The organism is Mycobacterium sp. 852013-51886_SCH5428379 (assembly GCF_001665575.1).
Taxonomy (GTDB): Bacteria; Actinomycetota; Actinomycetes; order Mycobacteriales; family Mycobacteriaceae; genus Mycobacterium.
Genome location: NZ_LZSU01000042.1, coordinates 82877 through 105901, shown reverse-complemented (window position 1 = coordinate 105901; position 23025 = coordinate 82877). Strand labels below are relative to the sequence as shown.

Genomic DNA, 23025 nt, shown 5'->3' with positions numbered 1-23025 from the left:
ACCCCTGCGCTCTATCGTTTGAGTCAATGCCGCTGCACCTCCATCGGGCCGAGCGCACCGACCTCCTCGCTGACGGCCTCGGTGCCCTACTCAGCCGTCCTCTCGATGACCCGTTCGCCGAAGAGCTCGTCATCGTCCCCGCCAAAGGCGTCGAGCGGTGGCTGAGCCAGCGGCTGTCCCACGTCCTGGGCGCCGCCATCGGCCAGGACGGCGTCTGCGCCGGCGTCGTCTTCCGCAATCCGCGGTCGCTGATCAGCGAGCTCAGCGGCACCGCCGACGATGATCCGTGGGCGCCCGACGCCCTGGTCTGGCCGCTGCTCGCCGTCATCGACGCGCACCTCGACAAACCCTGGGCCGCCACCCTGGCCGCCCATCTCGGCCACCTCGAAAACGGCGAGGAACGCGAACTCCGCCAGGGCCGCCGCTACGCGGTCGCGCGCCGGCTGGCCGGCCTGTTCGCCTCCTACGCCCGCCAACGCCCGCAGCTGCTCGTCGACTGGCTCGCCGGCGACACCGCAGGCCTGGACGCCGACCTGCACTGGCAACCGCCGCTGTGGCGAGCCCTCGTCGACCGCGTCCCCGCCGACCCGCCGCACATCCGCCACGCCGCGGTCCTGGACCGGCTGCGGGCCGCGCCCACCGACCTGCCGGCGCGGCTGTCGCTGTTCGGCCACACCCGGCTGCCGGTCACCGAGATCGAACTCCTCGAGGCGCTGGCCACCCACCACGATCTGCATCTGTGGCTGCCGCATCCGAGCGATCCGCTGTGGACGTCGCTGCGCGGTGCCCAGACGCCGACCCCCCGCCGTGCCGACACCAGCCACCGCGACGTCACCCACCCGCTGCTCGCGACACTGGGTCGCGATCTGCGCGAGCTCCAGCGCAGCCTGCCCGCCGACCCGCAAGCCGACGAATATCTGGGCAGCCCAATCCATCCCAACACGCTCCTCGGTTGGCTGCAGTCTGACATCGCCGCCGACGCGGTGCGTCCCGCCGGTCGCACCCTCGACCCCGCCGACCGCTCCGTGCAGGTGCACAGCTGTCACGGCACCGCCCGCCAGATCGACGTACTGCGCGAGGTCCTGCTCGGTCTGCTCGCCGACGACCCCACCCTCGAACCGCGCGACATCCTCGTGATGTGCCCGGACATCGAGACCTACGCACCTCTGATCGTCGCGGGTTTCGGTCTCGGCGACATCGTCGACGGCGCCCATCCGGCGCACCGGTTGCGGGTAAAACTCGCCGATCGCGCTCTGACGCAGACCAATCCGCTGCTCGCCGTGGCGGCCCAACTGCTCGCGCTCGCCGGCGGTCGCGCCACCGCGAGCGAGGTGCTCAACCTCGCCGAGGCCGCACCCGTGCGGGCGCGGTTCGGGTTCAGCGACGACGATCTCGACGCCATCAGTGCGTGGGTGCGCGAAGCCAACGTCCGGTGGGGCTTCGACCCGGACCACCGTGCGCCCTACGGGGTCGGATTCGTCCAGAACACCTGGCGGTTCGGCATCGACCGGGTGTTGGCCGGCGTAGCGATGTCCGACGACGCGCACGCCTGGCTCGACACCACGCTTCCGCTCGACGACGTCGGCAGTGACCGCGTCGAGCTCGCGGGCCGCCTCGCCGAATACGTCGAGCGCCTGCACCGGTGCATCGAACAGCTCAGCGGCACAAGGCCACTCGCCGACTGGCTGGCCGCTCTGACCGAGGGCGTCACGCTGCTGGCCGCGGTGTCCGACGACGACGCCTGGCAGACCAGCCAGGTCGAGCGCGAGTTCGCCGACGTCCTGGTCAACGCCGGGCCGCTGCGGGACACCCCACTGCGGCTGCCCGACGTGCGGGCACTGCTGGACCGCCACCTCGCCGGCCGCCCCACCCGCGCCAACTTCCGCACCGGCACCCTGACCGTGTGCACGATGGTGCCGATGCGATCGGTCCCGCACCGGGTGGTGTGCCTGATCGGCCTGGACGACGGCGTGTTCCCCCGCCTCGGTGTGGTCGACGGCGACGACGCGCTGGCCCGGAATCCGATGACCGGCGAACGCGACATCCGCTCCGAGGACCGTCAGCTCCTGCTCGACGCGATCGGCGCGGCCACCGAGAAACTCGTCATCACCTACACCGGCGCCAACGAGTACTCGGGCCAACGCAGGCCGCCCGCCGTCCCGCTGGTCGAACTGCTCGACGCACTCGAGCTCACCACCGGTCAACGACTCCCCGTCGTGGAACACCCGTTGCAGCCCTTCGACGTTCGCAACGTCACCCCTGGTGCGCTCGGCGTTCCCGGACAGTCGTTCACGTTCGACACGACCACCCTCGTCGCGGCCAAGACCGCGAGCGGGCGCCGCAGCGACCGTCCGCAACTGCTCGCCGAACCACTGCCGCCGCCGCCCACCGACGATGTGGTGCTCGACGATCTGATCGGTTTCTTCAGGGATCCGGTCAAGGGATTCTTCAAGGCCCTGGACTACATGCTGCCGTGGGACGTCGACGCCGTCGAGGATGCGATGCCCGTCGAGATCGACGCGCTCGCGCAGTGGAAGGTCGGCGACCGCATGCTCGACGACATGCTGCGCGGCATGGCCCCCGAGGACGCCCAGCAGGCGGAATGGCGGCGCGGCACCCTGCCGCCCGGCCGCCTCGGCTGGCGCCAGGCCCAGGAGCTGCGCGCCAGAGCAGAGAAGCTCGCCCACGCCGCCCGCGCTCGTCGCGCGGTGGCCCCCCGCGCCTATGACGTCGACATCGACGTCGGCGGCGGCCGCCGCGTCACCGGCACCGTGCCGCGGGTCTTCGGCGACCAGCTCGTCTGGGTCACGTACTCGAAACTCGACGGGAAGCATCTGCTGGAGTCGTGGATCCGGTTGCTGGCGTTGACCGCTCAGCGTCCACGCGAGGACTGGACCGCGGTGTGCATCGGCCGGCCCCGCCACGGCGACACCCCGTTCGAACGCCTGCTCGGCCGCCCGGACGAGTCGGCCGCAGAACTGCTCGGCGACCTCGTCGCGATCTACGACGCCGGCCGGCGCCAACCGATCCCGTTGCCGCTGAAGACGTCCTACGCGTGGGCGGCGGCCCGCGCAGAGAACGACGACCCCGTCAGCGCGGCCGCCTACCGGTGGGACACCAAGAGGTTCCCGGGCGAGAACGAGGAACCCGCGCACGCGCGGGTGTGGGGCATCGGCGCCCCCCTGAGCACGCTCGTCGACGCCGGGCTCGACGACTACGCCGTCCGGCTGTGGGCTCCGCTGCTGCGGGCGGAGGCGAGCATATGATGCCGTTCGATCTGCTGGGCCCGCTGCCCCCGCCGTGCACCACCACGGTGCTCGAGGCCAGCGCGGGCACCGGCAAGACCTTCGCCCTGGCCGGCCTGGTGACGCGCTACGTGGCCGAGGGCGTCGCGACGCTCGACGAGATGCTGCTGATCACGTTCGGCCGTGCGGCGAGTCAGGAACTGCGCGAACGAGTTCGGTGCCAGTTGCTCGACGCGCTGGTGGCGTTCGACCGTCCGGAGACCGCCGGCGACAACGAGCCGATCGCCCATCTGCTCGCCGGCACCGACGAGGAGCGGACCGATCGCCGACGGCGACTGCGGGACGCGCTGGCCGATTTCGATGCCGCCACCATCGCCACCACCCACCAATTCTGCCAGCTGGTGCTCAAATCGCTCGGGGTGGCGGGGGACACCGACGCCCGGGTCACCCTGGTGGAGAGCCTGGACGACGTGGTCGCCGACATCGTCGACGACTGCTATCTGCGGATGTTCGGAAACGAGCGGGACGATCCGGTGATCACCCGCGCGCAGGCGCTCAAGGTGGCCCGCGAGGTGGTGAACAATCCGAGTGCCGAACTGCGGCCGCAGGATCCGCCTCCGGACTCGGAGGCCGCGATCCGCGTCGAGTTCGCGCGCACGGTGTGCGGCGAGTTGGAGAGCCGCAAACGCAGCCTCGGCATCCTCGGATACGACGATCTGCTGAGCCGGCTGGCCACCGCGCTGAAACCGGCCGACTCCCCCGCACGCGCGCGGATGCAGCAGCGCTGGTCGATCGTGATGGTCGACGAATTCCAGGACACCGATCCCGTGCAGTGGCAGGTGATCGACCGCGCCTTCAGCGGCCGGTCGACGGTCATCCTCATCGGCGACCCCAAACAGGCCATCTACGCGTTCCGCGGTGGCGACATCGTCACCTATCTGGACGCGGCCGAAACCGCGGGCGAGCGGTGCACTCTGGGCACGAACTGGCGCAGCGACGGCGTCCTGGTCGACCGGCTGCAGAACGTCCTGCTCGGCGCGCAGCTCGGCGATCCGCGCATCGTCGCGCACCGCGTCGACGCCCACCACCGGGGCCACCGGCTACAGGGCGCCCCCAGCAACGAGCCGTTCCGGCTGCGGGTGGTCAGCCGCGACACCTTCGGGGTGCGCGGCACCCAGACGGTCAAGATCGACCGGCTGCGCCCGTACATCGCCCAGGATCTGGCCGCGGACGTCGCGGCATTGCTCGCCGGCGGCGCCACCTATGACGGCCGGCCGCTGCAGGCGCGCGACATCGCGGTGATCGTCGAGAAGCACAAGGACGCAAGGGCCTGTTTCGAGGCGCTGACGGCCGCGGGCGTGCACGCGGTCTACACCGGCGACTCCGACATCTTCAGCTCCGACGCGGCCACCGACTGGCTGTGCCTGCTCGAGGCGTTCGACCAGCCGCACCGCTCCGGACTCGTGCGGGCGGCGGCCACCACGATGTTCTTCGGCCACACCGCTGACGAGCTTGCCGCTCAGGGTGATTCGCTGACCGACCGGGTGACCGACACGATCCGCCAGTGGGCCGACCACGCCCGCGAACGCGGCGTCGCCGCGGTGCTGGAGGCCGCACAGCTCGCCGGGATGGCGCGGCGGGTGCTCAGCTGGCACGACGGTGAGCGGCACATGACCGATATGGCCCACCTCACCCAGCTGCTACACGACACCGCCCACAGCGAGCACTACAGCCTGCCGGCGCTGCGGGACTGGTTGCGCACCCAGCGCCAGGAGCGCGGCGGGACCGTCGAACGCAACCGCCGCCTCGACAGCGACGCCGCAGCCGTGCAGATCATGACGGTGTGGGTCAGCAAGGGGCTCCAGTACCCGGTTGTGTACCTGCCGTTCGCGTTCAATCGCAATGTGCAACAACGCGATACCGTGCTGTTCCACGACGACGGCCGGCGCTGTCTGCACATCGGCGGCGAGAACAGCCCCGACTACCGCACCGTCGAGGTGCTGGGCCGCCAGGAGGAGGCCGGCGACCATGTGCGCCTGACCTACGTCGGAATGACCCGCGCGCAATCGCAGGTGGTGGCCTGGTGGGCGCCGTCGTGGGACGAACCCAACGGCGGACTGTCCCGGTTGCTGCGCGGCCGCGCGCCCGGCGATCCGGTGGTGCCCGACAAGTGCCACCCGGCCAAGATCAACGACGCTGACGCTCGCGCTCGGTTGCAGGCGTGGGCGGACGCCGGTGGTCCGGTGCTCGAGGCGGCGGTCATCGCCCCACCCGCCGCGGTGCCCGCCGAGACTCCGCCGTCCGGACTGACGGTGCGCCGGTTCCACCGGTTCATCGACACCACCTGGCGCCGGACGTCGTACTCGGGGTTGATCCGGGCGGCGGAGTCCGACGGGGTGACCAGTGAACCCGAGGTCGTCGACCTCGACGACGAGGCTGCCGACATCCCGGTTCCCGAGGAGATCACCGCCGGTCCCGAGGTCGCCGAGGTGCCGTCGCCGATGGCGGAACTGCCCACTGGCGCGAAGTTCGGGTCACTGGTGCACGCGGTCCTCGAACACGCCGATCCAGACGCGACCGACTTCGCGGCGGAACTGCGACGACACATCGAGGAGCACTCGCTGTGGTGGCCGGTCGACGTGGCCCCGGACCTCCTGGCGGAGGCGTTGGTGCCGATGCACGACACCCCACTGGGGCCGCTGGCGCCCGGCGTCACGCTGCGCCAGATCCCACTGCGGGACCGGTTGCGGGAGTTGGACTTCGAGTTCCCGCTCGCCGGGGGCGATCTGCGCAGCACCGCCGGACAGCTCACGCTGGCCGACGTCGGCCGGGTGTTCGCCCGGCATCTGCCCGCCGACGACGCGCTGGCGTCCTACGCGGACCGGTTGTCCGACGGGGCGCTGGCCCAGCAGTCGCTGCGCGGCTATCTGACCGGCTCGATCGATGCGGTCCTGCGGGTCGACAGTCGTTATCTGGTGGTGGATTACAAGACGAACTGGCTCGGCGAACCCGACCGACCCCTCACCGCCGCCGACTACGCCAGACCGCGGATGGCCGACGCGATGCTGCATTCGGACTATCCGCTGCAGGCGCTGTTGTATTGCGTTGTCCTGCATCGCTTCCTGCGGTGGCGCCAGCCTGGCTATGACCCGCATCACCATCTCGGCGGGGTGCTCTATCTGTTCCTGCGCGGTATGTGCGGGCCGGACACCCCGATCGTCGACGGCCATCCCGCCGGGGTGTTCAGCTGGCAACCGCCCGCCGACCTCGTCACGGCGGTGTCGGATCTCCTGGACGGCGAGTGGACACCGGAGGGGGGCGACCGCGTAAGCTCCGCGTAGGTTGACTAACCAGCCGCGGATCAGTCGCAGAGTCACGTCGGGACAGGAATCCCGAATCCGCAGACGACCGCCCCAGAAACTTCACGGACGCGCACCACTGCTGCGCGAGTTCGGAGTCACCGCCCATGACAGTTATTGCCCCTACCCGTACCGCCCGCGACCGCCTGACGTTCTCCACCGAATGGGAGAGCGCCACCGACGTGCGCATCGCCGTCAGAGGCGACATCGACGCCTCGAACGCCGCTGAGGTGGCCGAATACACGTTCCGCCGGGGCGCCAACTCCCGGCGGCTGACCCTCGACCTCAACGGCGTCGACTTTCTCAGCACCGCGGGTTTCTCCGTGCTGTGCACCATCCACCAGCGGTGCGTGAAGGCCGGCGTCGACTGGACCCTGGTCGGCAATGCCATGGTGCTGCGCGTCATCGGCATCTGCGATCCGCACCGCACTCTTCCCGTCACCGCCGCCTGAACCGAGGGCCTCATGGGCCACACTGGGTACGTGACGGAACCGATCACCCCCAGGGTCGCGGTCTACCTAGACTTCGACAACATCGTGATCTCCAGATACGACCAGGTCAACGGCCGTAGTTCGTATCAGCGGGACAAGTCCAAGGGCGGCGCCGAGTTCGCCGAGCGGCTCGCCCGCGCCACCGTCGACATCGGCGCCATCATCGATTTCGCGTCCTCCTTCGGCACGCTGGTGCTCACCCGCGCGTACGCCGACTGGTCGGCCGAGGTCAACGCCGCCTACCGCGGCCAGCTGGTGGCCCGCGCGGTGGACCTGGTGCAGCTGTTCCCGGCCGCCGCCTACGGCAAGAACGGCGCCGACATCCGGTTGGCCGTCGACGCGGTCGAGGACATGTTCCGGCTGCCCGACCTGACCCACGTGGTGATCGTCGGCGGTGATTCCGATTACATCGCGCTCGCGCAGCGCTGCCGGCGGCTGGGCCGGTTCGTCGTCGGCATCGGCATCGCCGGATCGACCAGCCGATCTCTGGTCGCGGCATGCGACGATTTCGTCACCTACGACCGCCTGCCCGGGGTACCGGTTCCGGAGCCGGCGGAAGCCGCAGAGACCGAGAAGGCCGCACCCTCCAGGCGCAGCCGCCGCCCCAAGCAGGACAAGGCAGCCCAGCCCGAAACCGAACCGGAAGCCCATTCGGACGACGACGAGCCCGAACCCGATCCCGCGGACGCCGCCACCGCGCTGCTGATGCGCGCGTTGCGGATCGGGCTGGAGAAGGACGACGCCGACTGGCTGCACAATTCGGCGGTCAAGGCACAGATGAAGCGGATGGACCCGTCGTTCAACGAGCGCGCGCTGGGCTACCGGTCCTTCAGCGACTTCCTGCGCTCACACGACGATTTGGTCGAACTCGACGAGACGAGCACCACGCGGATGGTGCGGCTGCGGTGACCCCCCACCCGAAGACGACCGCGAGTGAGGATCGCAGCGAGGAACGAGCGAGGACCGGAGCGAGCGGGAGTCGAGGCATAAATCTCGTCTCCGTCGCGGCCACCGGGCTGCTGCAGGAGTTCGCCGACGCCGAGGTGATCGACGTCGCCGATGTCCATGTGGCACAGCGGCTCACCGCGCTGGCCAAAGAGCCCGACGAGACGGTGGCGTTGGCCGTCGCCTTCGCGGTGCGCGCCCTGCGCGGCGGATCGGTGTGCGTGGACCTGCGGTCGATCGCCGACCAGGTCGGGCTGCCGGACCTGCCGTGGCCCGACCCGGAGGCCTGGCTGACCGCCGTGCGGGCGAGCCCGCTCACCGGCACGCCCCCAGTGCTGCGCTTCTACTCCAGCCCGGACGCCGACCTGCTCTATCTCGATCGGTACTGGCGCGAGGAACAACAGGTCTGCGACGACGTCCTCGCGCTGCTGGGATCGCAGCTGCCCGCCGGCTCCCCCAGCCTGGACCGACTCATCCCGGCGGACTGGGACGAGCAGCGACAGGCCGCGGAAATCGCTCTGGCGCAATCGCTCACGGTATTGACCGGCGGACCGGGCACCGGGAAGACGACAACGGTGGCGCGGCTGCTGGCGCTGCTCGCCGAACAGGCCGCCCAGGCGGGCCGGCCGCCGCTGCGCATCGCGCTGGCCGCTCCGACCGGGAAGGCCGCGGCCCGCCTGCTCGACGCGGTGCAGGAGCAGATCGCCCAACTCGACCCCGCCGACCGCGACCTGCTGCCCACACTGACCGCTTCCACCCTGCACCGGCTGTTGCAGCGCCGCCCCGACAACGCGTCCCGGTTCCGGCACCACCGCGAAAACCGGCTGCCCCACGACGTGATCGTCGTCGACGAGACGTCCATGGTGTCGCTGACGCTGATGGCGCGGCTGCTCGAAGCGGTCCGGCCCGACAGCCGGCTGCTGCTCGTCGGCGACGCCGACCAGCTCGCGTCGGTGGAGGCCGGTGCGGTGCTCGCCGATCTGGTCGACGGCCTCGGCGCCCGCGACGACGTGCGGATCGCCCGGCTGACCAAATCCCACCGCTTCGGCACCCAGATCGGCGAGCTGGCCACCGCCATCCGCGACGGCGAGGCCGACCGGGTGATCGACGCGCTGCGGTCCGGCGGACCGGATCTGGAGTGGCTGGACACCGACCGTCCCGCCGACGTCCTGCGCAATGTGCTCGTACCGCATGCCCTTCGGCTGCGGGAGGCCGCGGTGTTGGGCAACGGACCCGTCGCTCTGCAGATTCTCGACGAGCACCGGCTGCTCTGCGCGCACCGCCGCGGACCCTTCGGCGTACAGCACTGGAACCGGCAGGTCGAACGGTGGCTGACCGAGTTCACCGGTGAACCACTGTGGACGGACTGGTACGCCGGGCGGCCGTTCCTGGTCACCGCCAACGACTACGGGCTGCAGCTGTACAACGGCGACACCGGCGTCGCCGTCGCCCGCCCGGACGGACTCGTCGCGATCGCCGGCGCGGGGACCGGTCCGGTCGAGCTGTCGACCAGCAGGCTCGCCGACGTGGAGACCATGCACGCCATGACCATCCACAAGAGCCAGGGCAGCCAGGCCGACGCGGTGACCGTCCTGCTGCCCGACGCGGAGTCCCGGCTGCTCAGCCGCGAGTTGTTCTACACCGCGGTCACCCGGGCGAAGAACACGGTGCGCATCGTCGGGACCGAGGCCGCGCTGCGTGCCGCGATCGACCGGCGGGTGACGCGGGCCTCTGGTCTGCGCCAGCGTCTCGCCCACTGACGGGCACGAAGCCGACCTTGCCGACACTCGCCGACATCGCTGTTTTCGTTGATCACTCACCGTAGGGTGGCGCTGTGGTCGCCGAAATCAGTCGCCATCGGACCGTCCGCGCCGCCCCGCAGGCGGTGTGGGATCTTCTCGCCGATTACGGAGCGGTCGCCGAGTGGGTCGACGACGTCGACCACTCCTGCATTCTCAACGCCGCTGAGGACGGTCTGACCGGCACCACCCGCCGCGTCCAGATCGGGCGGTTGGTCCTGGTCGAACGGGTCACCGAAGCCGAACCCCTGCGCACCCTGGCCTACGACATCGCCGGACTGCCCGGCCCCGTGCGCCACGCCGCCAACCGGTGGACCCTCGACGAGGTCCTCCAGGGCGCCACCCAGATCACCCTCACCAGCACCATCGATCTCGGACCGGGACGGTTGCGCGGGGTGATCGCCCGGGTGATCGCCCGGGGCATGGGCCGATCGTCGGACTCGATGCTCGCCGGCCTGGCCACGAAACTGGAGGCACCCGCATGACCCAGCCCGACATCGTCATCATCATGACCGACGAGGAACGCGCGATTCCGCCGTACGAGTCGCCCGAGGTGCTGGCCTGGCGCGACCGCGCGCTGCCGGGCCGCAACTGGTTCGACCAGCACGGGGTGAACTTCACGCGGCACTACACCGGATCGCTGGCGTGCGTACCGAGCCGGCCGACGATCTTCACCGGCCAGTACCCGGACCTGCACGGCGTCACCCAGACAGACGGCCTCGGCAAACGCTACGACGACTCCCGGCTGCGCTGGCTACGCGCCGGTGAGGTGCCGACGCTGGGCAACTGGTTCCGCGCCGCCGGCTACGACACCCACTACGACGGCAAGTGGCACATCTCCCACGCCGACCTCGAGGATCCGGCCACCGGCGCCCCGTTGGCCACCAACGATGACGACGGCGTCGTCGACCACGCTGCCGTGCAGAAGTATCTCGACGCGGATCCACTCGGGCCGTACGGGTTCTCCGGATGGGTCGGACCCGAACCGCACGGCGCGAGCATGGCCAACAGCGGTATCCGCCGCGATCAGCTGTTCGCCGACCGCATCGTCGCGTGGCTGGAGGACCGCTACGCGCGCCGCCGCGCCGGTGACGAGGCGGCGCTGAAGCCGTTCCTACTGGTCGCCAGCTTCGTCAACCCGCACGACATCGTGCTGTTCCCGGGCTGGTCACGTCGCAGCCCCATCGCGCCGTCGCCGCTCGACCCGCCGCACATCCCGGCCGCACCCACGGCCGACGAGGACCTGCGGGACAAACCGGCCGCGCAGATCGCCTACCGGGAGGCGTACTACACGGGGTACGGTCCGGCGCCCGCGGTCGGCCGCACCTATCAGCGCAAGGCCCAGCAGTACCGCGACCTCTACTACCGGCTGCACGCCGAGGTCGACGTGCCGCTGGACCGGGTGCGCCGCGCGGTCACCGACGGCGGCTCCGAGAACGCCGTGCTGGTCCGCACGTCCGATCACGGCGAGCTGCTCGGCGCCCACGGCGGGCTGCACCAGAAGTGGTACAACCTCTACGACGAGGCCACCCGGGTGCCGTTCGTCATCGCCCGGATCGGCGAGGGGGCGACGCCACCGCGCACTGTCGATGCGCCGACGTCGCACGTGGATCTGGTGCCGACGCTGCTCGGCGCGGCGGGGGTCGACGTCGACGCCGCGGCGGCGACGCTGACCGCATCGTTCACCGAGGTGCATCCGCTGCCGGGCCGCGATCTGATGCCCGTGGTCGACGGTGCGCCCGCGGACGAGGACCGGCCGATCTACCTGATGACCCGCGACAGCGTGCTCGACGGCGACACCGGTGCCTCGGCGATCGCCCGGCAGTTCAAGCGCACCGACAATCCACCTGCGCCGCTGAAGATCCGGGTGCCCGCCCACGTGGCGTCGAACTTCGAAGGCCTCGTGCTGCGGGTCGACGAGTCGGCCGCACCCGGCGGCGCGGGCCATCTGTGGAAGCTGGTGCGCACGTTCGACGATCCGGCGACGTGGACCGAACCCGGTGTCCGCCATCTGGCGTCGACCGGCATCGGCGGCGACACCTATCGGCGCAGCCCGCTCGACGACCAGTGGGAGCTCTACGATCTGACCGCCGATCCGATCGAGGCCGTCAACCGCTGGACCGACCCGGATCTGCACGAGCTGCGCGCGTACTTGCGCACCCAGCTCAAACATGTGCGCGCCGAGTCGATTCCGGAGCGCAACCAGCCCTGGCCGTACGCCGAGCGACGTCCACCGGCCCGCCCGCAGCGGGTCGGGCTGGTCCGTCGGGCGCTCAAACGCCTAGGGGTCGACGGCCCGGGCTGACCATGCGAGTCGATGGGCGCGAGGTCGCCGTCACCGGCAGTCTCATCCAGCCGCTGGGTCGCCGCACCAACGACATCCTGCGGCTGATCCTGTCGGCGCTGTTCCTCGCCGTCGTGATCACCAGTTCGCTGATCACGCGCTACGAATGGGACTCCCTCGAGCGATCGGTGTCGGAGATCGTGGCGGTGCTGACGCCCACACAGTCGAACCTGGTGTACCTCGCCTACGGTGTGGCGATCCTGGTGCTGCCCTTTGTAATTCTGGTGGGGCTGATCTTCGAGCGGCGCTGGCAGCCGCTGGCCGCGTTCGCCGCCGCGGGCCTGATCGCCGTGCTGGCGCTGTCCATCACCGGCAACGGGATCTCGACGCCGCAGTGGCGGCTGGACCTGTCCGGTTCGCGGCTGGACACCCAGTTGTCGCAGTTCCTCGACGATCCCCGCTGGATCGCGATGCTCGCGGCGGTACTGACTGTGTCGGGGCCATGGGTGTCGGCGCGGCGACGCCGGTGGTGGTGGGCGCTGCTGCTGGCGTTCGTGCCGATTCACCTGGTGGTCAGCGCCGTTCTGCCCGCCCGCTCGGTGCTCGGCCTGGCGGTCGGCTGGTTCGTCGGGGCGCTGGTCGTGCTGATCGTCGGCACCCCGGCACTGGAGGTGCCCCTCGAGGAGGCGGTGCGCGCGCTGTACCGCCGCGGTTTCGCGGTGACCGCGCTGGCGGTCCTGCGTCCGGCCGGTCGCGGGCCGCTGGTACTGCGGGCGACCACCGCCGACCCCGACGCCGTCGCGACGGTCCACATGTACGGGCCGAACCAGCGCAGCGGCGGTGCGATGCGCCAGATCTGGCACAAGGTGCGGTTGCGTCCCGGCGAGACCGCACCGCTGCAGGCGTCGATGCGCCGCGCCGTCGAGCACCGCGCCCTGATGATGATCGCCGTCGGCGACCTCGGCCTGGCGAATACCTCGACGGTCGCGGTGGCCACCCTCGACCGCGGCTGGGCGCTGCACGCGCAGACCCCGGTGCGCGGTCAGCCGATCGACCAGTGCGCCGACCACACCCCGCTGGAGCGGGTCTGGGAGGGGCTGAGGGTGTTGCACGACAACACCATCTCCCACGGAGATCTACGGCCGTCGGAGGTCACCGTCGACGACGGGTCGGTGCTCTTCGGCGGCTTCGGCAGCTCCGAATACGGTGCGACCGATGTGCAGTTGCAGTCCGACATCGCCCAGTTGCTGGTCATCACCGCCGCGTCCTACGGTGCCGACGACGCGGTCACCGCCGCGATCGGCGCGTTCGGTGGTGAGACCGTCCTGATCGCGTCGCGGCGGCTCACCAAACACGCTGTGCCGTCCCGGGTTCGAGAGGCCGTCCCGGGAGCGGACGACGTCATAGCCGCCGCCCGCGACGCCGTGATGCGCAAGACCGGCGCCGAACAGATCCGCGCCGAGAACATCACGCGGTTCACCCGCAACCAGATCATCCAGATCGTGCTGCTCGGCGCACTGGTCTACGTGGCCTATCCGTTCCTGAGCTCCGTCCCGACGTTCTCCGCGGAACTGCGCAACGTGATCTGGTGGTGGGCGATCGTCGGACTCGCAGTCTCGGTGCTGAAGTACCTCGGCGCGGCCACCGCGCTGTGGGCGTGCGCCGACGGGATGGTGAAGTTCGGGCATCTGGCGCTGATGCAGGTCGCGAACACGTTCGCGGCCACCACCACCCCGGCCGGAGTGGGCGGGCTGGCGCTGAGCACCCGGTTCCTGCAGAAGGGCGGGCTGGGCGCCGTGCGCGCGACGACGGCGGTGGCGCTGCAGCAGTCGGTGCAGGTGGTCACCCACATCGTGCTGCTCATCGGGTTCAGCACGATCGCCGGCGCCCGTGCGGATCTGTCGCGGTTCATCCCGTCGACGACCGTGGTGTACCTGATCGTCGGCGCGCTGCTCGGCGTCCTCGGCATCGCCCTGCTCATCCCCCGGCTGCGGCGCTGGCTGACCACGACCGTGCGGCCCCGGCTGATGGAGGTGTTCTCCGACCTGGCCACGCTGGCTCGTCAGCCCCAGCGGCTGGCGCTGGTCGTATTGGGTTGTGCGATCACCACTCTCGGGTCGGCGCTGGCGTTGTGGGCCAGTGTCGAGGCGTTCGGCGGCGATCCGTCCTTCGTGTCGATCACGGTGGTCACGATGGTCGGCGGATCACTGGCCTCGGCGGCGCCCACCCCCGGTGGTGTCGGAGCGGTGGAAGCTGCGCTGATCGGCGGCCTCGCGGCGTTCGGGGTCCCGGCCGCGATCGCAGTGCCCGGTGTGCTGCTCTACCGGGTGCTGACCTGCTGGCTGCCTGTGCTGATCGGCTGGCGACTGCTGGGCTGGATGACCAAGAAAGAGATGATCTAGCCGGCCGCTCCACGATGCAGGATCGCCATCGACCGGTGCATCGTGGCCCGCGTGCGGGTTTCGTTCCCGACGTGGACGTGTTCGAGGACGGCCATCGCGAAGACGCCGTAGTAGGCCAGTTCCAGGGCCACCGGGTCGGCGGTCTCCCGCAGTATCGTCCGCAGCCGTGCCCGCAGCTCCACCACCTCGGGGAACTTGGTCGTCGGATGGCGAAGCAGCAGAGTGTAATAGGCGCCGACGTTGTCGACGTCGGCGAAGAACATCGTCAGGCAGTCGTCGTAGAACGCCTCGACGCGCTGCAGCGCAGGCTCGCCCTGCGAACCCTCCAGGAACGCGCCCCACCGGGCGGCCAGCCGTTCCCCGAACACCTGCAGCAGCAGTTCGTCCTTGTTGGCGGCGTAGAGGAAGATCGTGCCGAGCGCGACGCCCGCGCGCTCGGCGACCTGCCGCAGCGTGACCGCCGAAAAGCCCTGCGTCTGCACCAGTTCCCACGTCGCGCGAAAGACCGCGTCCCGACGGCGCCGGCTCTCGTCCTCGCGCGCCCCCACCGCCCGCTGCCTAGATCCGGTTGACCGGGTTGTGCGGCGCCTCACCCCGCAGCACACGGGCCACCTCGGCGAAGCTCTTCACCATCGTCTCCCCCAACGACTCCCGGCTCCAGTGCGCGGCGTGCGGGGACAGCAGGATGCCGTCCACGCCCAGCAGCGGGCTGTCGGTGGGCAGCGGTTCGATCTCGAATGTGTCGAGCCCGGCGCCGCCGAGCTGCTTCGAGGCGACGGCCTCGGCCAGCGCGGTCTCGTCGATGAGCCCGCCGCGTGACACGTTGACGACGTACGCGCCGCGCTTCATCCGAGACAGCGCCGCGGCGTCGAGCAGATGACGCGTGGCGTCGGTCAGCGGAACGTGCAGGGACAGCACGTCGGCGGAAGCGACGACGTCCTCGACGTCGGTCAACGTCACGTTCAGGGCGGCGGCGTCCTCGGCCGAGACCGCCGGATCGTGGGCGATGACCGTGAACCCGACGGCCTGCGCGGCGACCGCGACCCGGCGGCCGATCCTCCCCAGTCCGATCAGGCCCACGGTCTGAACATCCGGGCGGTGCAACGACATTCCGAGCCGACCGTCGCCGAACCTGCGGGCCCGCACGTTGGCGTCCCACGCGACCAACCGCCGGGTGAGGGCGAGGATCATGGCCATCGCATGGGCGGCGACCTCGTGGATGTTCGAATCCGGGACGTTGGTGACCTGGATGCCCTTGGCGGTGGCGGCCTCGATGTCCACGACGTCGGTGCCGATGCCGCAGCGGTGGATCAGCCGGCAGCGGGTGAGCTCGGCGATCAGCGACGCCCGGATCGGTTCGACGGCGACGATCAGGGCGTCGGCGTCGCGGGCCGCGTCGAGCAGCGCCTCGGTCGAACCGTCGGGCACGGTGACGATCTCGGCGATCTCGCGCAGCGGCGCGGTGACCGCGTCCGGCGGGTTCATCGTGGGGTTGGTGATGACCGCCTTCACGAGGTGACCTCCGCGCTGAGTTCGTCGGTGAGCGCGCGGGCCGCCTTGGCGCCCGCGGTCATCCACTGCCGGTCGGAGCCGTAGACCTGCAACCGCACCCCGGCTCGCGTCATCGCGCGGGCGTGCTCGGGGGTGAAGACGGCGCCGGCCAGCACCTTGCCGTGCGCGCGCGCCGCCGCGGCGATCGTCTCGACCGCCGCCATGGTCTCGTCGGCGCCGATCCCCTTGAGCACCTTGCCATCCCGGACGACGCCGATACCCAGCGCCAGGTCGATCGGCCCGACGAACAGCCCGTCGACGCCGGGGGTGGCGGCGATCGCGTCGACGTCGGCCAACCCGCGGGCCGTCTCGATCATCACCAGCAGTACGGGCCCGTCGTCGGCGGTGAACCCGTCGCCCGGTGAGGGCCGCACCGGGCCGTATGAACGTTCGCCGTGCGGCGGATACCGCATCGCCGACGCGGCCGCGGCGGCCTCGGCGGCGGAGTTGACCATCGGCACGATCACCCCGGCAGCACCGAGGTCGAGCGCCCGCATCAGCTGCCAGGGCTCGTTGGCCGGAACCCGGATCAGCACCGGCATGTCGTGCAAAGCGGCGGCCCGCAGTAGTGGCAGCACCGACCCCAGATCGGCCGACCCATGCTGACAGTCGATGACCAGGTGATCGAGATCGAGTTTGGCCAGCGCCTCGACGGCGTGCGGATCGGTGAGTGTGATCCACGGACCGGTGGTGACGGCATGTTCGGTGAGCGCCCGTCGCACAGGCGATTTCGGCGGTGTCACAGGGTCGCTCACGATGCTCCTTCGGCGACGGCCGCCAGTAGGCGGGCCGGGTTGTGGACGAGGATCTGCTGCAGGTCGGCCTCGGAGACGCCCGCGTCGCGCAGCGCGGGCACCACCTCGGTGGGGATATAGGTGGGTGTCCACCGTGGGAACATCGCCGTGTAGTCGGCGTCGAGCCAGTCGGTGTGCAGCATCGCGTCGTGGGACACCACGATCCGGTCGGCGTAACCCTGGGCGCACAGGTCGGCGATCACGGCGACCCGCTCCGGCGTCGCCGGGGTGCCCGGGAGGTCGTAGCCGAAACGGTCGGAGGCGATTGTCGCCCCGGTGTCCATGACGGCCTTGAGGTAATCGGTGTCGGTGGTGTCGCCGCTGTGGCCGATCACGACGCGGATGAGGTCGACGCCTTCGGCGGCGAACAGGTCGAGCTGTTCCAGCCCGCCGCGGATGTGCGGATCGGAGTGCGTGGTGATCGGCACCCCGGTCTCGCGGGCGGCGATCGCCGCGGCCCGCAGCAGCCCCTTGGATCCGCGGGTCAGACCCTCGGGTCCGGTCACGCACTTGATGATTCCGGCGTGCACGCCGGTGGTGCCGATCCCGTCGACGATGTCGGCGACGAAGACGTCGACATAGAAGTTGCGGCCGCGCTGACGGGCGAGTGCCTGGCGGATCTCGAACGTCTTGGACGGCAGGTCCTCGGTGTAGAACCCGGTGGCGACGACGATGTTGAGGTCGACGCGCTCGTTGATCTCGACGAGGGCGGGGATGTCTCGGTCGTGGCCGAAGACGGTGACGTCGACGATGGTGTCGATGCCGGCGTCCTTGACCTCCTGCAAGCGGGCGACGGTCGCGTCGATCGCCGCCGCCCTCCCGTGCGGGAATGCCAGCTCCGGGCGGTCGTTGGCCAACGCCGCGGACACCGCGAACACGTGCTCGTGCATCAACGTGCGCCCGAGGGCTTCGGGGGCTCGGGTGCCGCGGACGGTCGCGGTGGCGCCGGTGGTCATCGGATGCGTACGGGCAACGTGTCCCATCCCGTCTGGAAGCTGGAGGCGCTGCGCTCAGCGGCGTCCTCGTCGAATTCGAATTCGTCAACGGCGGAGAGGAATTCCTGCAGCAGAACGCGGCCTTCCATCTTGGCCAGGTGCATGCCCATGCAGAAGTGCCCACCGTGGCCGAAGGCCAGCGTCCGCTTCATCGGCCGGTCCCAGCGGAAAGTGTCGGGTTCGGGGAACTCGCGGGGATCGCGTTGCGCGGACTGGATGAGGAAGATGATGCGCTGGCCGGGCGTCAGGTGTCGGCCGAGGACGTCGACGGGTGCGGTGACGGTGCGTGAGAACCATTGCGCGGGGCCGCAATAGCGCGCCATCTCGTCGTAGGCGATGGCAGTGTTCCTGGCGAGGTCGGCGCGGACCGCGGCCAGTTGGTCCGGGTTCTTGGTCAGTTCCCACAGCCCGTGCGAGGTCACCTTGGGTACGGTCTCGACGCCGCCGATCAGCGGGACCACCAGCTGGGCGGCCACCTCCCGGCCGGACAGCGACCGGCCTTCGAAGGCCGCGTTGAGGGCGCCGTCGACGAAGGGGCGCGTCCCGTCCACGCCGGCGTCACGCCGACGCGCCACGGCCAGATGCGCGGCCCGGCTGATCCGCTTCAGACCGTCGAGGGGATCCAGTCCGAGGTCCGCGTTGCCGATCGCCGCGGAGGATTCGTTGATGGCGTCGCGCAGGTCCGCGGCCATCTCGAGCGGCAGTCCGGCGAGATGGCACATGGTGCGCGCGGTCCACAGGCCGAACACCGTCGGCAGATTGACCTCCCCCTGGGCCAGCACGCCGGGCAGGTCCGCGCGCACCATGTCGCGGAACCAGTCCTCCAGGCGCGCGACCGGGCGGGGCCGGAACGGCTGGTTGATGAATCCGCGGAGCCTGCCCTGGTAGGGCTGGTCCATCCGGGTGAAACCGGCGACGGGTTCCAGCGGCAGCGGCGGCACGGGCCCGTCGTTGCGCGCGAGCATCTCGGCGCGGGTGGGGACGGTGCCCTCGCGGGCCTCGAACGGCAGCTCGGGGTTGCCGAGCATGTCGTAGACGTCCTGGAACCGCGAGACCACCCACATGTCGTAGGCCTCGACGTAGTACAGCGGGTGTTCGTCGCGCAGCCAGGCGTAGTACGGGTACGGGTCGGCGAGGCACTTCGGCGAGAACGGGTCGTACTGCATCGACGGGCCCGCCTCCATTCACTGAACGTGTTCAGTGAGTCTGTCGGACGACGACGGGCGGGGTCAACCCCGACTGTGAACACACTGCGACTTTCGCCGCCGTTTCTCGCAACCGGTTCACACTCGGCGCCGGAGCGCGCCTTCGACTCCCGCTGAGTCAAACCGGTGACGCCGACCGGTCCAGCGGCAATGATTTCTCGGTGACCGTTCGACTGCACTGGTTCCTGCCCACCTACGGTGACAGCCGGTCGATCGTCGGCGGCGGACACGGCATGCCCGCCGGCGCCGCGCACGGCGACCGCGACGCGTCGATCGATTACCTCGGTTCCATCGTGCGCGCCGCGGAGTCGTTCGGGTTCACAGGTGCGCTGATCCCGACGGGCGCCTGGTGCGAGGACGCGTTCATCACCGCCGCGCTGCTGGCCCGCGAGACGACGTCGCTGGCGTTCCTCGTCGCCTTCCGGCCCGGACTGGTCAGCCCGACGCTGTCGGCACAGATGGCGGCCACCTTCGCGCGCCACGCCCCGGGACGCTTGCTGCTCAACGTCGTCGTCGGCGGCGAGGCCCACGAACAGCGCGCGTTCGGCGACCATCTGGACAAGGACGGTCGCTACCAGCGCTGCGACGAATTCCTCGGCGTGGTCCGCCGGTTGTGGGCCGGGGAAACCGTCACGGTCGACGGCGAACACATCCGGGTCGAGGGCGCGACGATCCCGACGCTGCCGAATCCGGTGCCGCCCTTGTACTTCGGTGGAAGTTCCGCAGCGGCGGGCCCGGTGGCGGCCAAACACGCCGACGTCTACCTGACCTGGGGTGAACCGCCGGCCGCGGTGCGCGACAAGATCGAGTGGATCCGCAAGCTGGCCGCCGACGAGGGCCGTCCCGTGCGCTTCGGCATCCGTTTGCACACCATCTCCCGCGACACCGCCGACGAGGCGTGGGCACAGGCAGACCGCCTGATCGACGCGCTGGACGAGGAGACCGTCCGCGCCGCCCAGAACGGGCTGCACCGCAGCGACTCCGAGGGTCAGAAGCGGATGCTGGCCCTGCACGAGGAGCACCGCCGCGACGGCAGATGGCGTGATGCCCGCACGCTCGAGGTCGCCCCGAACCTGTGGGCGGGTGTCGGCCTGGTCCGCGGCGGCGCAGGCACCGCACTGGTGGGCAGCCATGAAGAGGTTGCCGATCGGATCGCCGAGTATGCCGAGATCGGGATCGACGAGTTCATCTTCTCGGGGTATCCGCATCTGGAGGAGCTGTATTGGTTCGGCGAGGGCGTGGTCCCGATCCTGCGCGAGCGCGGACTGTTCACCACGGAGGGACCGACGACGGCGCCCGCGGCGATTCCGTTCCTCGGTGCCCCGCGGTGACCGGCCTCAGCTCAGCGGACGAGGCTCTGGCCGTCGCGGCGAAGCTCGCCGACGACGTCGAGGCCGAGGCGTCGGAGCGCGACGCGCAGCGCCGACTCCCGCACGATGAGGTCAAGGCGCTCAAGGCGTCCGGCCTGCTGTCGATCACGGTGCCTGCACGGTTCAGCGGTATCGAGGCGCCGGGGTCGGTGGTGGCCGAGGTGTTCCGGCTGATCTCCCACGCAGATCCGTCGCTGGGCCAGATCCCCCACTCGCACTTCGTGTTCCTGGAGGCTCTGCGGCTGCAGGGCACCGAGAGCCAGCAAGCGTACTTCTTCCGGCAGGTGCTCGACGGCGCGCTGTTGGCCAACGCGCAGTCCGAGCGGGGCCCGCATCCGATCAACGTCGACACCACGACACTGACCGCGCAACGCAACGGTGACTACGTGCTGTCGGGCCGCAAGTTCTACTCCACGGGAGCGCTGTTCGCGGACTGGCTGGTGGTGCGGGCGTCACTGGCGGACGGATCGGGCGATATTCCGACCGCATCGACACCGAAGGTGCTGGCGTTCGTCCCGCGCGACGCGGCCGGTGTCGACGTCGTCGACGACTGGGACGGTATGGGTCAGCGCACCACCGCATCCGGAACCGTCACCCTCGATGACGTCGCGGTGCCCACCGAACACGTCGTGCCGTTCTCGCCGATCTTCGCCACGGCCACCACCTACGGTGCGCGAGCCCAATTGCTGCACAGCGCAATCGACGTCGGAATCGCTACGGGCGCGCTGGCCGCCGGGGTGCGGCAACTCGAGAAGGCCCGGCCGCATTTCGAGGCCTCGGTGGAGCGGGCCGCCGACGACCCGACGCTGATCCAGGCGGCAGGCGAACTGACCGTCACCGTCCGGGCCGCACAGGCGCTCCTGGTCGAGGCCGGCCGCGTGGTCGACGCCGCCACCGCCGATCCGACCGATGAGTCCACGGCCGCCGCGTCGGTGGCGGTCGCCGTCGCAAAGGTGGCGGCGGTGCGAGCGGCGCTGGAGGCGGCCAACACCCTGTTCGAATTCGGCGGTACGCGAAGCGCTTCCGCGTCGGGCAACCTGTCCCGCTATTGGCGCGACGCCCGCACCCACACCCTGCACGACCCGACGCGGTGGAAGCTGCAGCACATCGGCCGCCACACGCTGGCGGGCACACCGCCCCCACGACACGGTCAGATCTAGAAGCTGCGCAGCCGGCGGATCCGGTCGGCGATCGTCCGTATCGACACGGCGGCGTCAGGGGCGACGGTCTCGAATCCGTGTGGGCAGCCGGGGTGCACGTGCAGCTCGGTCGGCACACCGGCGGCGGCGAGGCGGCGGGCGAACTCGACGTCCTCATCTCGAAAGATGTCCAGATCGCCGGTGTCGATGTAGGTCGGTGGCAGTCCGGTCAGGTCGGCCATCCGCGCCGGGGCGGCGTAGGGCGAGACGTCCGGTCCGCCCGCGCGATCGCCGAGCAGCGCCGACCATCCGGTGATGTTGTCGTCGTAGTTCCAGAACAGCAGCTCCGGCGGCAGCTGCGGATCCGGGTGGGTGGTGCGGTCGTCGAGCATCGGATAGATCAACAGCTGCAACGCAATCGACGGTCCGCCGCGGTCGCGGGCCAGCAGCGCGACGCCGGCCGTCAGGCCGCCACCGGCGCTGTCGCCACCCACCGCGATCCGGTCCGGATCGACGCCCAGGGTGCCGGCCTGCTCAGCAAGCCATTTCAGGGCGGCGTAGCAGTCCTCGACCGGCGTCGGATCCGGGTGCTCGGGTGCGACCCGGTAGTCGACGGTCAACGCGGGCACACCGGACGCCGCGACGTACTCCCGCACGACGACGTCGTAGAGGACACCTACGTGCTCCATGCCGAGGATCATGCCGCCGCCGTGCACGTACAGCCACGCGCTCCCAGGCATTGCCGTCCCGGTGGGCCGGTACCACCGCAACGGCAACTCGGCACCGTCGTCGGTGGTCAGCGTGTAGTCGTCGACGGCCACCCCGTCGACGGCGGAACGGGCCGCGGCCATCGTTCGAAACAACACCGTCGAGTTCGTGCGGCGCGTGGCCACGTCACCGGGCGCGGGCGACGGCGCGGGGTCCGGGCCGACCAATGCGCCTAGCACCGTGGCGATTTCGGGATCGATGCTCAGAGCCATGCGCCCAGCCTACGGACGGACGGTGTGCCGGCTGAGAATCGAGACGCGGTTGAACGCGTTGATGGTCGCGGCCACCCAGATGACTGCGGAGAGCTCGTCCTCGTCCAGAACGTCGCGGGCGCGCGCGTACTCGCGTTCGGCGGTGTCGTGGTCGGGCAGCGTGGTGGTGATCTCAGCCAAGCGCAGCGCGGCCTGCTCCCGCTCATCGAAGAGCTCGGTGTCCCGCCAGACCGAGATGGTGGCGAGCTGTTTGGCGGTCACGCCGGCCTCATCGGCGCGGCGGTGGTGAACATCGAGGCAGGACGCGCAGCCGTTGAGTTGGGAGACCCGCACGTTCACCAGTTCGACCAGGCTGCGCGACAGCCCGGTCTCCTCGGCGAGCGCGGTGACCGTGGTGGAGACGCCGACCAACGCCTTGTAGGCCTTGGGCGACTGCTTGTCGATGTGCACGTGCCGCGTATCCATC

Annotated in this window: 17 protein-coding genes; 10 read left to right on the top strand and 7 right to left on the bottom strand. The window is 70.4% G+C overall.

Going from position 1 to position 23025, the window contains the following annotated elements; translation table 11 throughout:
- Positions 1–26: 26 nt before the first annotated feature.
- From recC to A5757_RS17810, 8 genes are all read left to right on the top strand, one after another.
- Positions 27–3266: an exodeoxyribonuclease V subunit gamma gene (gene recC / locus A5757_RS17845; protein WP_066836523.1), complete on the top strand. Its 3240-nt coding sequence runs from the start codon at positions 27–29 to the stop codon at positions 3264–3266.
- Complete coding sequence (recB, locus tag A5757_RS17840; RefSeq protein WP_066836516.1) at positions 3263–6586, top strand: exodeoxyribonuclease V subunit beta; 3324 nt, start codon at positions 3263–3265, stop codon at positions 6584–6586. The genes recC and recB overlap by 4 nt, the downstream gene beginning before the upstream one ends.
- A gap of 125 nt (positions 6587–6711) precedes the next feature.
- Positions 6712–7056, top strand: a complete 345-nt coding sequence (locus A5757_RS17835; RefSeq protein WP_066836514.1) for an STAS domain-containing protein — start codon at positions 6712–6714, stop codon at positions 7054–7056.
- Between the two features lie 12 nt (positions 7057–7068).
- Complete coding sequence (locus A5757_RS17830; RefSeq protein WP_066836512.1) at positions 7069–8004, top strand: NYN domain-containing protein; 936 nt, start codon at positions 7069–7071, stop codon at positions 8002–8004.
- 77 nt (positions 8005–8081) lie between these two features.
- Positions 8082–9800: an exodeoxyribonuclease V subunit alpha gene (gene recD, locus A5757_RS17825; RefSeq protein ID WP_066836935.1), complete on the top strand. Its 1719-nt coding sequence runs from the start codon at positions 8082–8084 to the stop codon at positions 9798–9800.
- A 74-nt stretch (positions 9801–9874) separates the two neighbouring features.
- Positions 9875–10324: an SRPBCC family protein gene (locus tag A5757_RS17820; RefSeq protein ID WP_066836510.1), complete on the top strand. Its 450-nt coding sequence runs from the start codon at positions 9875–9877 to the stop codon at positions 10322–10324.
- Positions 10321–12144: a sulfatase-like hydrolase/transferase gene (locus A5757_RS17815; protein WP_066836503.1), complete on the top strand. Its 1824-nt coding sequence runs from the start codon at positions 10321–10323 to the stop codon at positions 12142–12144. The genes A5757_RS17820 and A5757_RS17815 overlap by 4 nt, the downstream gene beginning before the upstream one ends.
- 2 nt (positions 12145–12146) lie before the next feature.
- Positions 12147–14525 carry a lysylphosphatidylglycerol synthase transmembrane domain-containing protein gene (locus A5757_RS17810; RefSeq protein WP_066836501.1) on the top strand — a complete coding sequence of 793 codons (2379 nt, stop codon included), beginning with the start codon at positions 12147–12149 and terminating at the stop codon, positions 14523–14525.
- Here A5757_RS17810 and A5757_RS17805 read toward each other — a convergent pair.
- Genes A5757_RS17805 through A5757_RS17785 form a run of 5 tightly spaced genes read right to left on the bottom strand, consistent with a single transcriptional unit; the run spans position 14522 to position 19049 of the window.
- Positions 14522–15073, bottom strand: coding sequence for a TetR/AcrR family transcriptional regulator (locus A5757_RS17805; protein WP_066836499.1), 552 nt, complete (start codon positions 15071–15073; stop codon positions 14522–14524). The genes A5757_RS17810 and A5757_RS17805 overlap by 4 nt on opposite strands.
- Positions 15074–15083: 10 nt before the next feature.
- Entirely contained in the window at positions 15084–16037 is a 954-nt protein-coding gene (locus tag A5757_RS17800; RefSeq protein ID WP_066836497.1) for a C-terminal binding protein, read from the bottom strand.
- Positions 16034–16831 carry an HpcH/HpaI aldolase/citrate lyase family protein gene (locus A5757_RS17795; RefSeq protein WP_197497374.1) on the bottom strand — a complete coding sequence of 266 codons (798 nt, stop codon included), beginning with the start codon at positions 16829–16831 and terminating at the stop codon, positions 16034–16036. The genes A5757_RS17800 and A5757_RS17795 overlap by 4 nt, the downstream gene beginning before the upstream one ends.
- Positions 16828–17826 (bottom strand): phosphotriesterase, encoded by a 999-nt coding sequence (locus A5757_RS17790; RefSeq protein ID WP_066836494.1) that lies wholly within the window; start codon positions 17824–17826, stop codon positions 16828–16830. The genes A5757_RS17795 and A5757_RS17790 overlap by 4 nt, the downstream gene beginning before the upstream one ends.
- The gene (locus A5757_RS17785; protein ID WP_082929535.1) at positions 17823–19049 is read right to left on the bottom strand and encodes a cytochrome P450; all 1227 of its coding nucleotides are present in this window, start codon (positions 19047–19049) and stop codon (positions 17823–17825) included. The genes A5757_RS17790 and A5757_RS17785 overlap by 4 nt, the downstream gene beginning before the upstream one ends.
- Positions 19050–19231: 182 nt before the next feature.
- Here A5757_RS17785 and A5757_RS17780 point away from each other — a divergent pair, with 182 nt between their 5' ends.
- Positions 19232–20401: an LLM class flavin-dependent oxidoreductase gene (locus A5757_RS17780; RefSeq protein ID WP_066836492.1), complete on the top strand. Its 1170-nt coding sequence runs from the start codon at positions 19232–19234 to the stop codon at positions 20399–20401.
- Entirely contained in the window at positions 20398–21600 is a 1203-nt protein-coding gene (locus A5757_RS17775) for an SfnB family sulfur acquisition oxidoreductase (protein ID WP_066836490.1), read from the top strand. The genes A5757_RS17780 and A5757_RS17775 overlap by 4 nt, the downstream gene beginning before the upstream one ends.
- On the opposite strand, the gene A5757_RS17770 is transcribed toward A5757_RS17775, so the two are convergent.
- Together A5757_RS17770 and A5757_RS17765 are read right to left on the bottom strand one after the other, a co-directional pair.
- On the bottom strand, positions 21597–22559 hold the full coding sequence (locus tag A5757_RS17770) for an alpha/beta hydrolase (RefSeq protein ID WP_066836488.1): 963 nt from the start codon (positions 22557–22559) through the stop codon (positions 21597–21599). The two genes, A5757_RS17775 and A5757_RS17770, sit on opposite strands and share 4 nt — an antisense overlap.
- 9 nt (positions 22560–22568) lie before the next feature.
- Positions 22569–23024 (bottom strand): carboxymuconolactone decarboxylase family protein, encoded by a 456-nt coding sequence (locus tag A5757_RS17765; RefSeq protein WP_066836482.1) that lies wholly within the window; start codon positions 23022–23024, stop codon positions 22569–22571.
- Position 23025: the final 1 nt, after the last annotated feature.

Bases quoted from the DNA above. Each gene is read 5' to 3' on its own strand.
- recC (WP_066836523.1), top strand. From the start codon at position 27: ATGCCGCTGCACCTCCATCGGGCCGAGCGCACCGACCTCCTCGCTGAC.
- recB (WP_066836516.1), top strand. From the start codon at position 3,263: ATGATGCCGTTCGATCTGCTGGGCCCGCTGCCCCCGCCGTGCACCACC.
- A5757_RS17835 (WP_066836514.1), top strand. From the start codon at position 6,712: ATGACAGTTATTGCCCCTACCCGTACCGCCCGCGACCGCCTGACGTTC.
- A5757_RS17830 (WP_066836512.1), top strand. From the start codon at position 7,069: ATGGGCCACACTGGGTACGTGACGGAACCGATCACCCCCAGGGTCGCG.
- A5757_RS17815 (WP_066836503.1), top strand. From the start codon at position 10,321: ATGACCCAGCCCGACATCGTCATCATCATGACCGACGAGGAACGCGCG.
- A5757_RS17810 (WP_066836501.1), top strand. From the start codon at position 12,147: ATGCGAGTCGATGGGCGCGAGGTCGCCGTCACCGGCAGTCTCATCCAG.
- A5757_RS17790 (WP_066836494.1), bottom strand. From the start codon at position 17,826: ATGACCACCGGCGCCACCGCGACCGTCCGCGGCACCCGAGCCCCCGAA.
- A5757_RS17785 (WP_082929535.1), bottom strand. From the start codon at position 19,049: ATGGAGGCGGGCCCGTCGATGCAGTACGACCCGTTCTCGCCGAAGTGC.
- A5757_RS17770 (WP_066836488.1), bottom strand. From the start codon at position 22,559: ATGGCTCTGAGCATCGATCCCGAAATCGCCACGGTGCTAGGCGCATTG.
- A5757_RS17765 (WP_066836482.1), bottom strand. From the start codon at position 23,024: ATGGATACGCGGCACGTGCACATCGACAAGCAGTCGCCCAAGGCCTAC.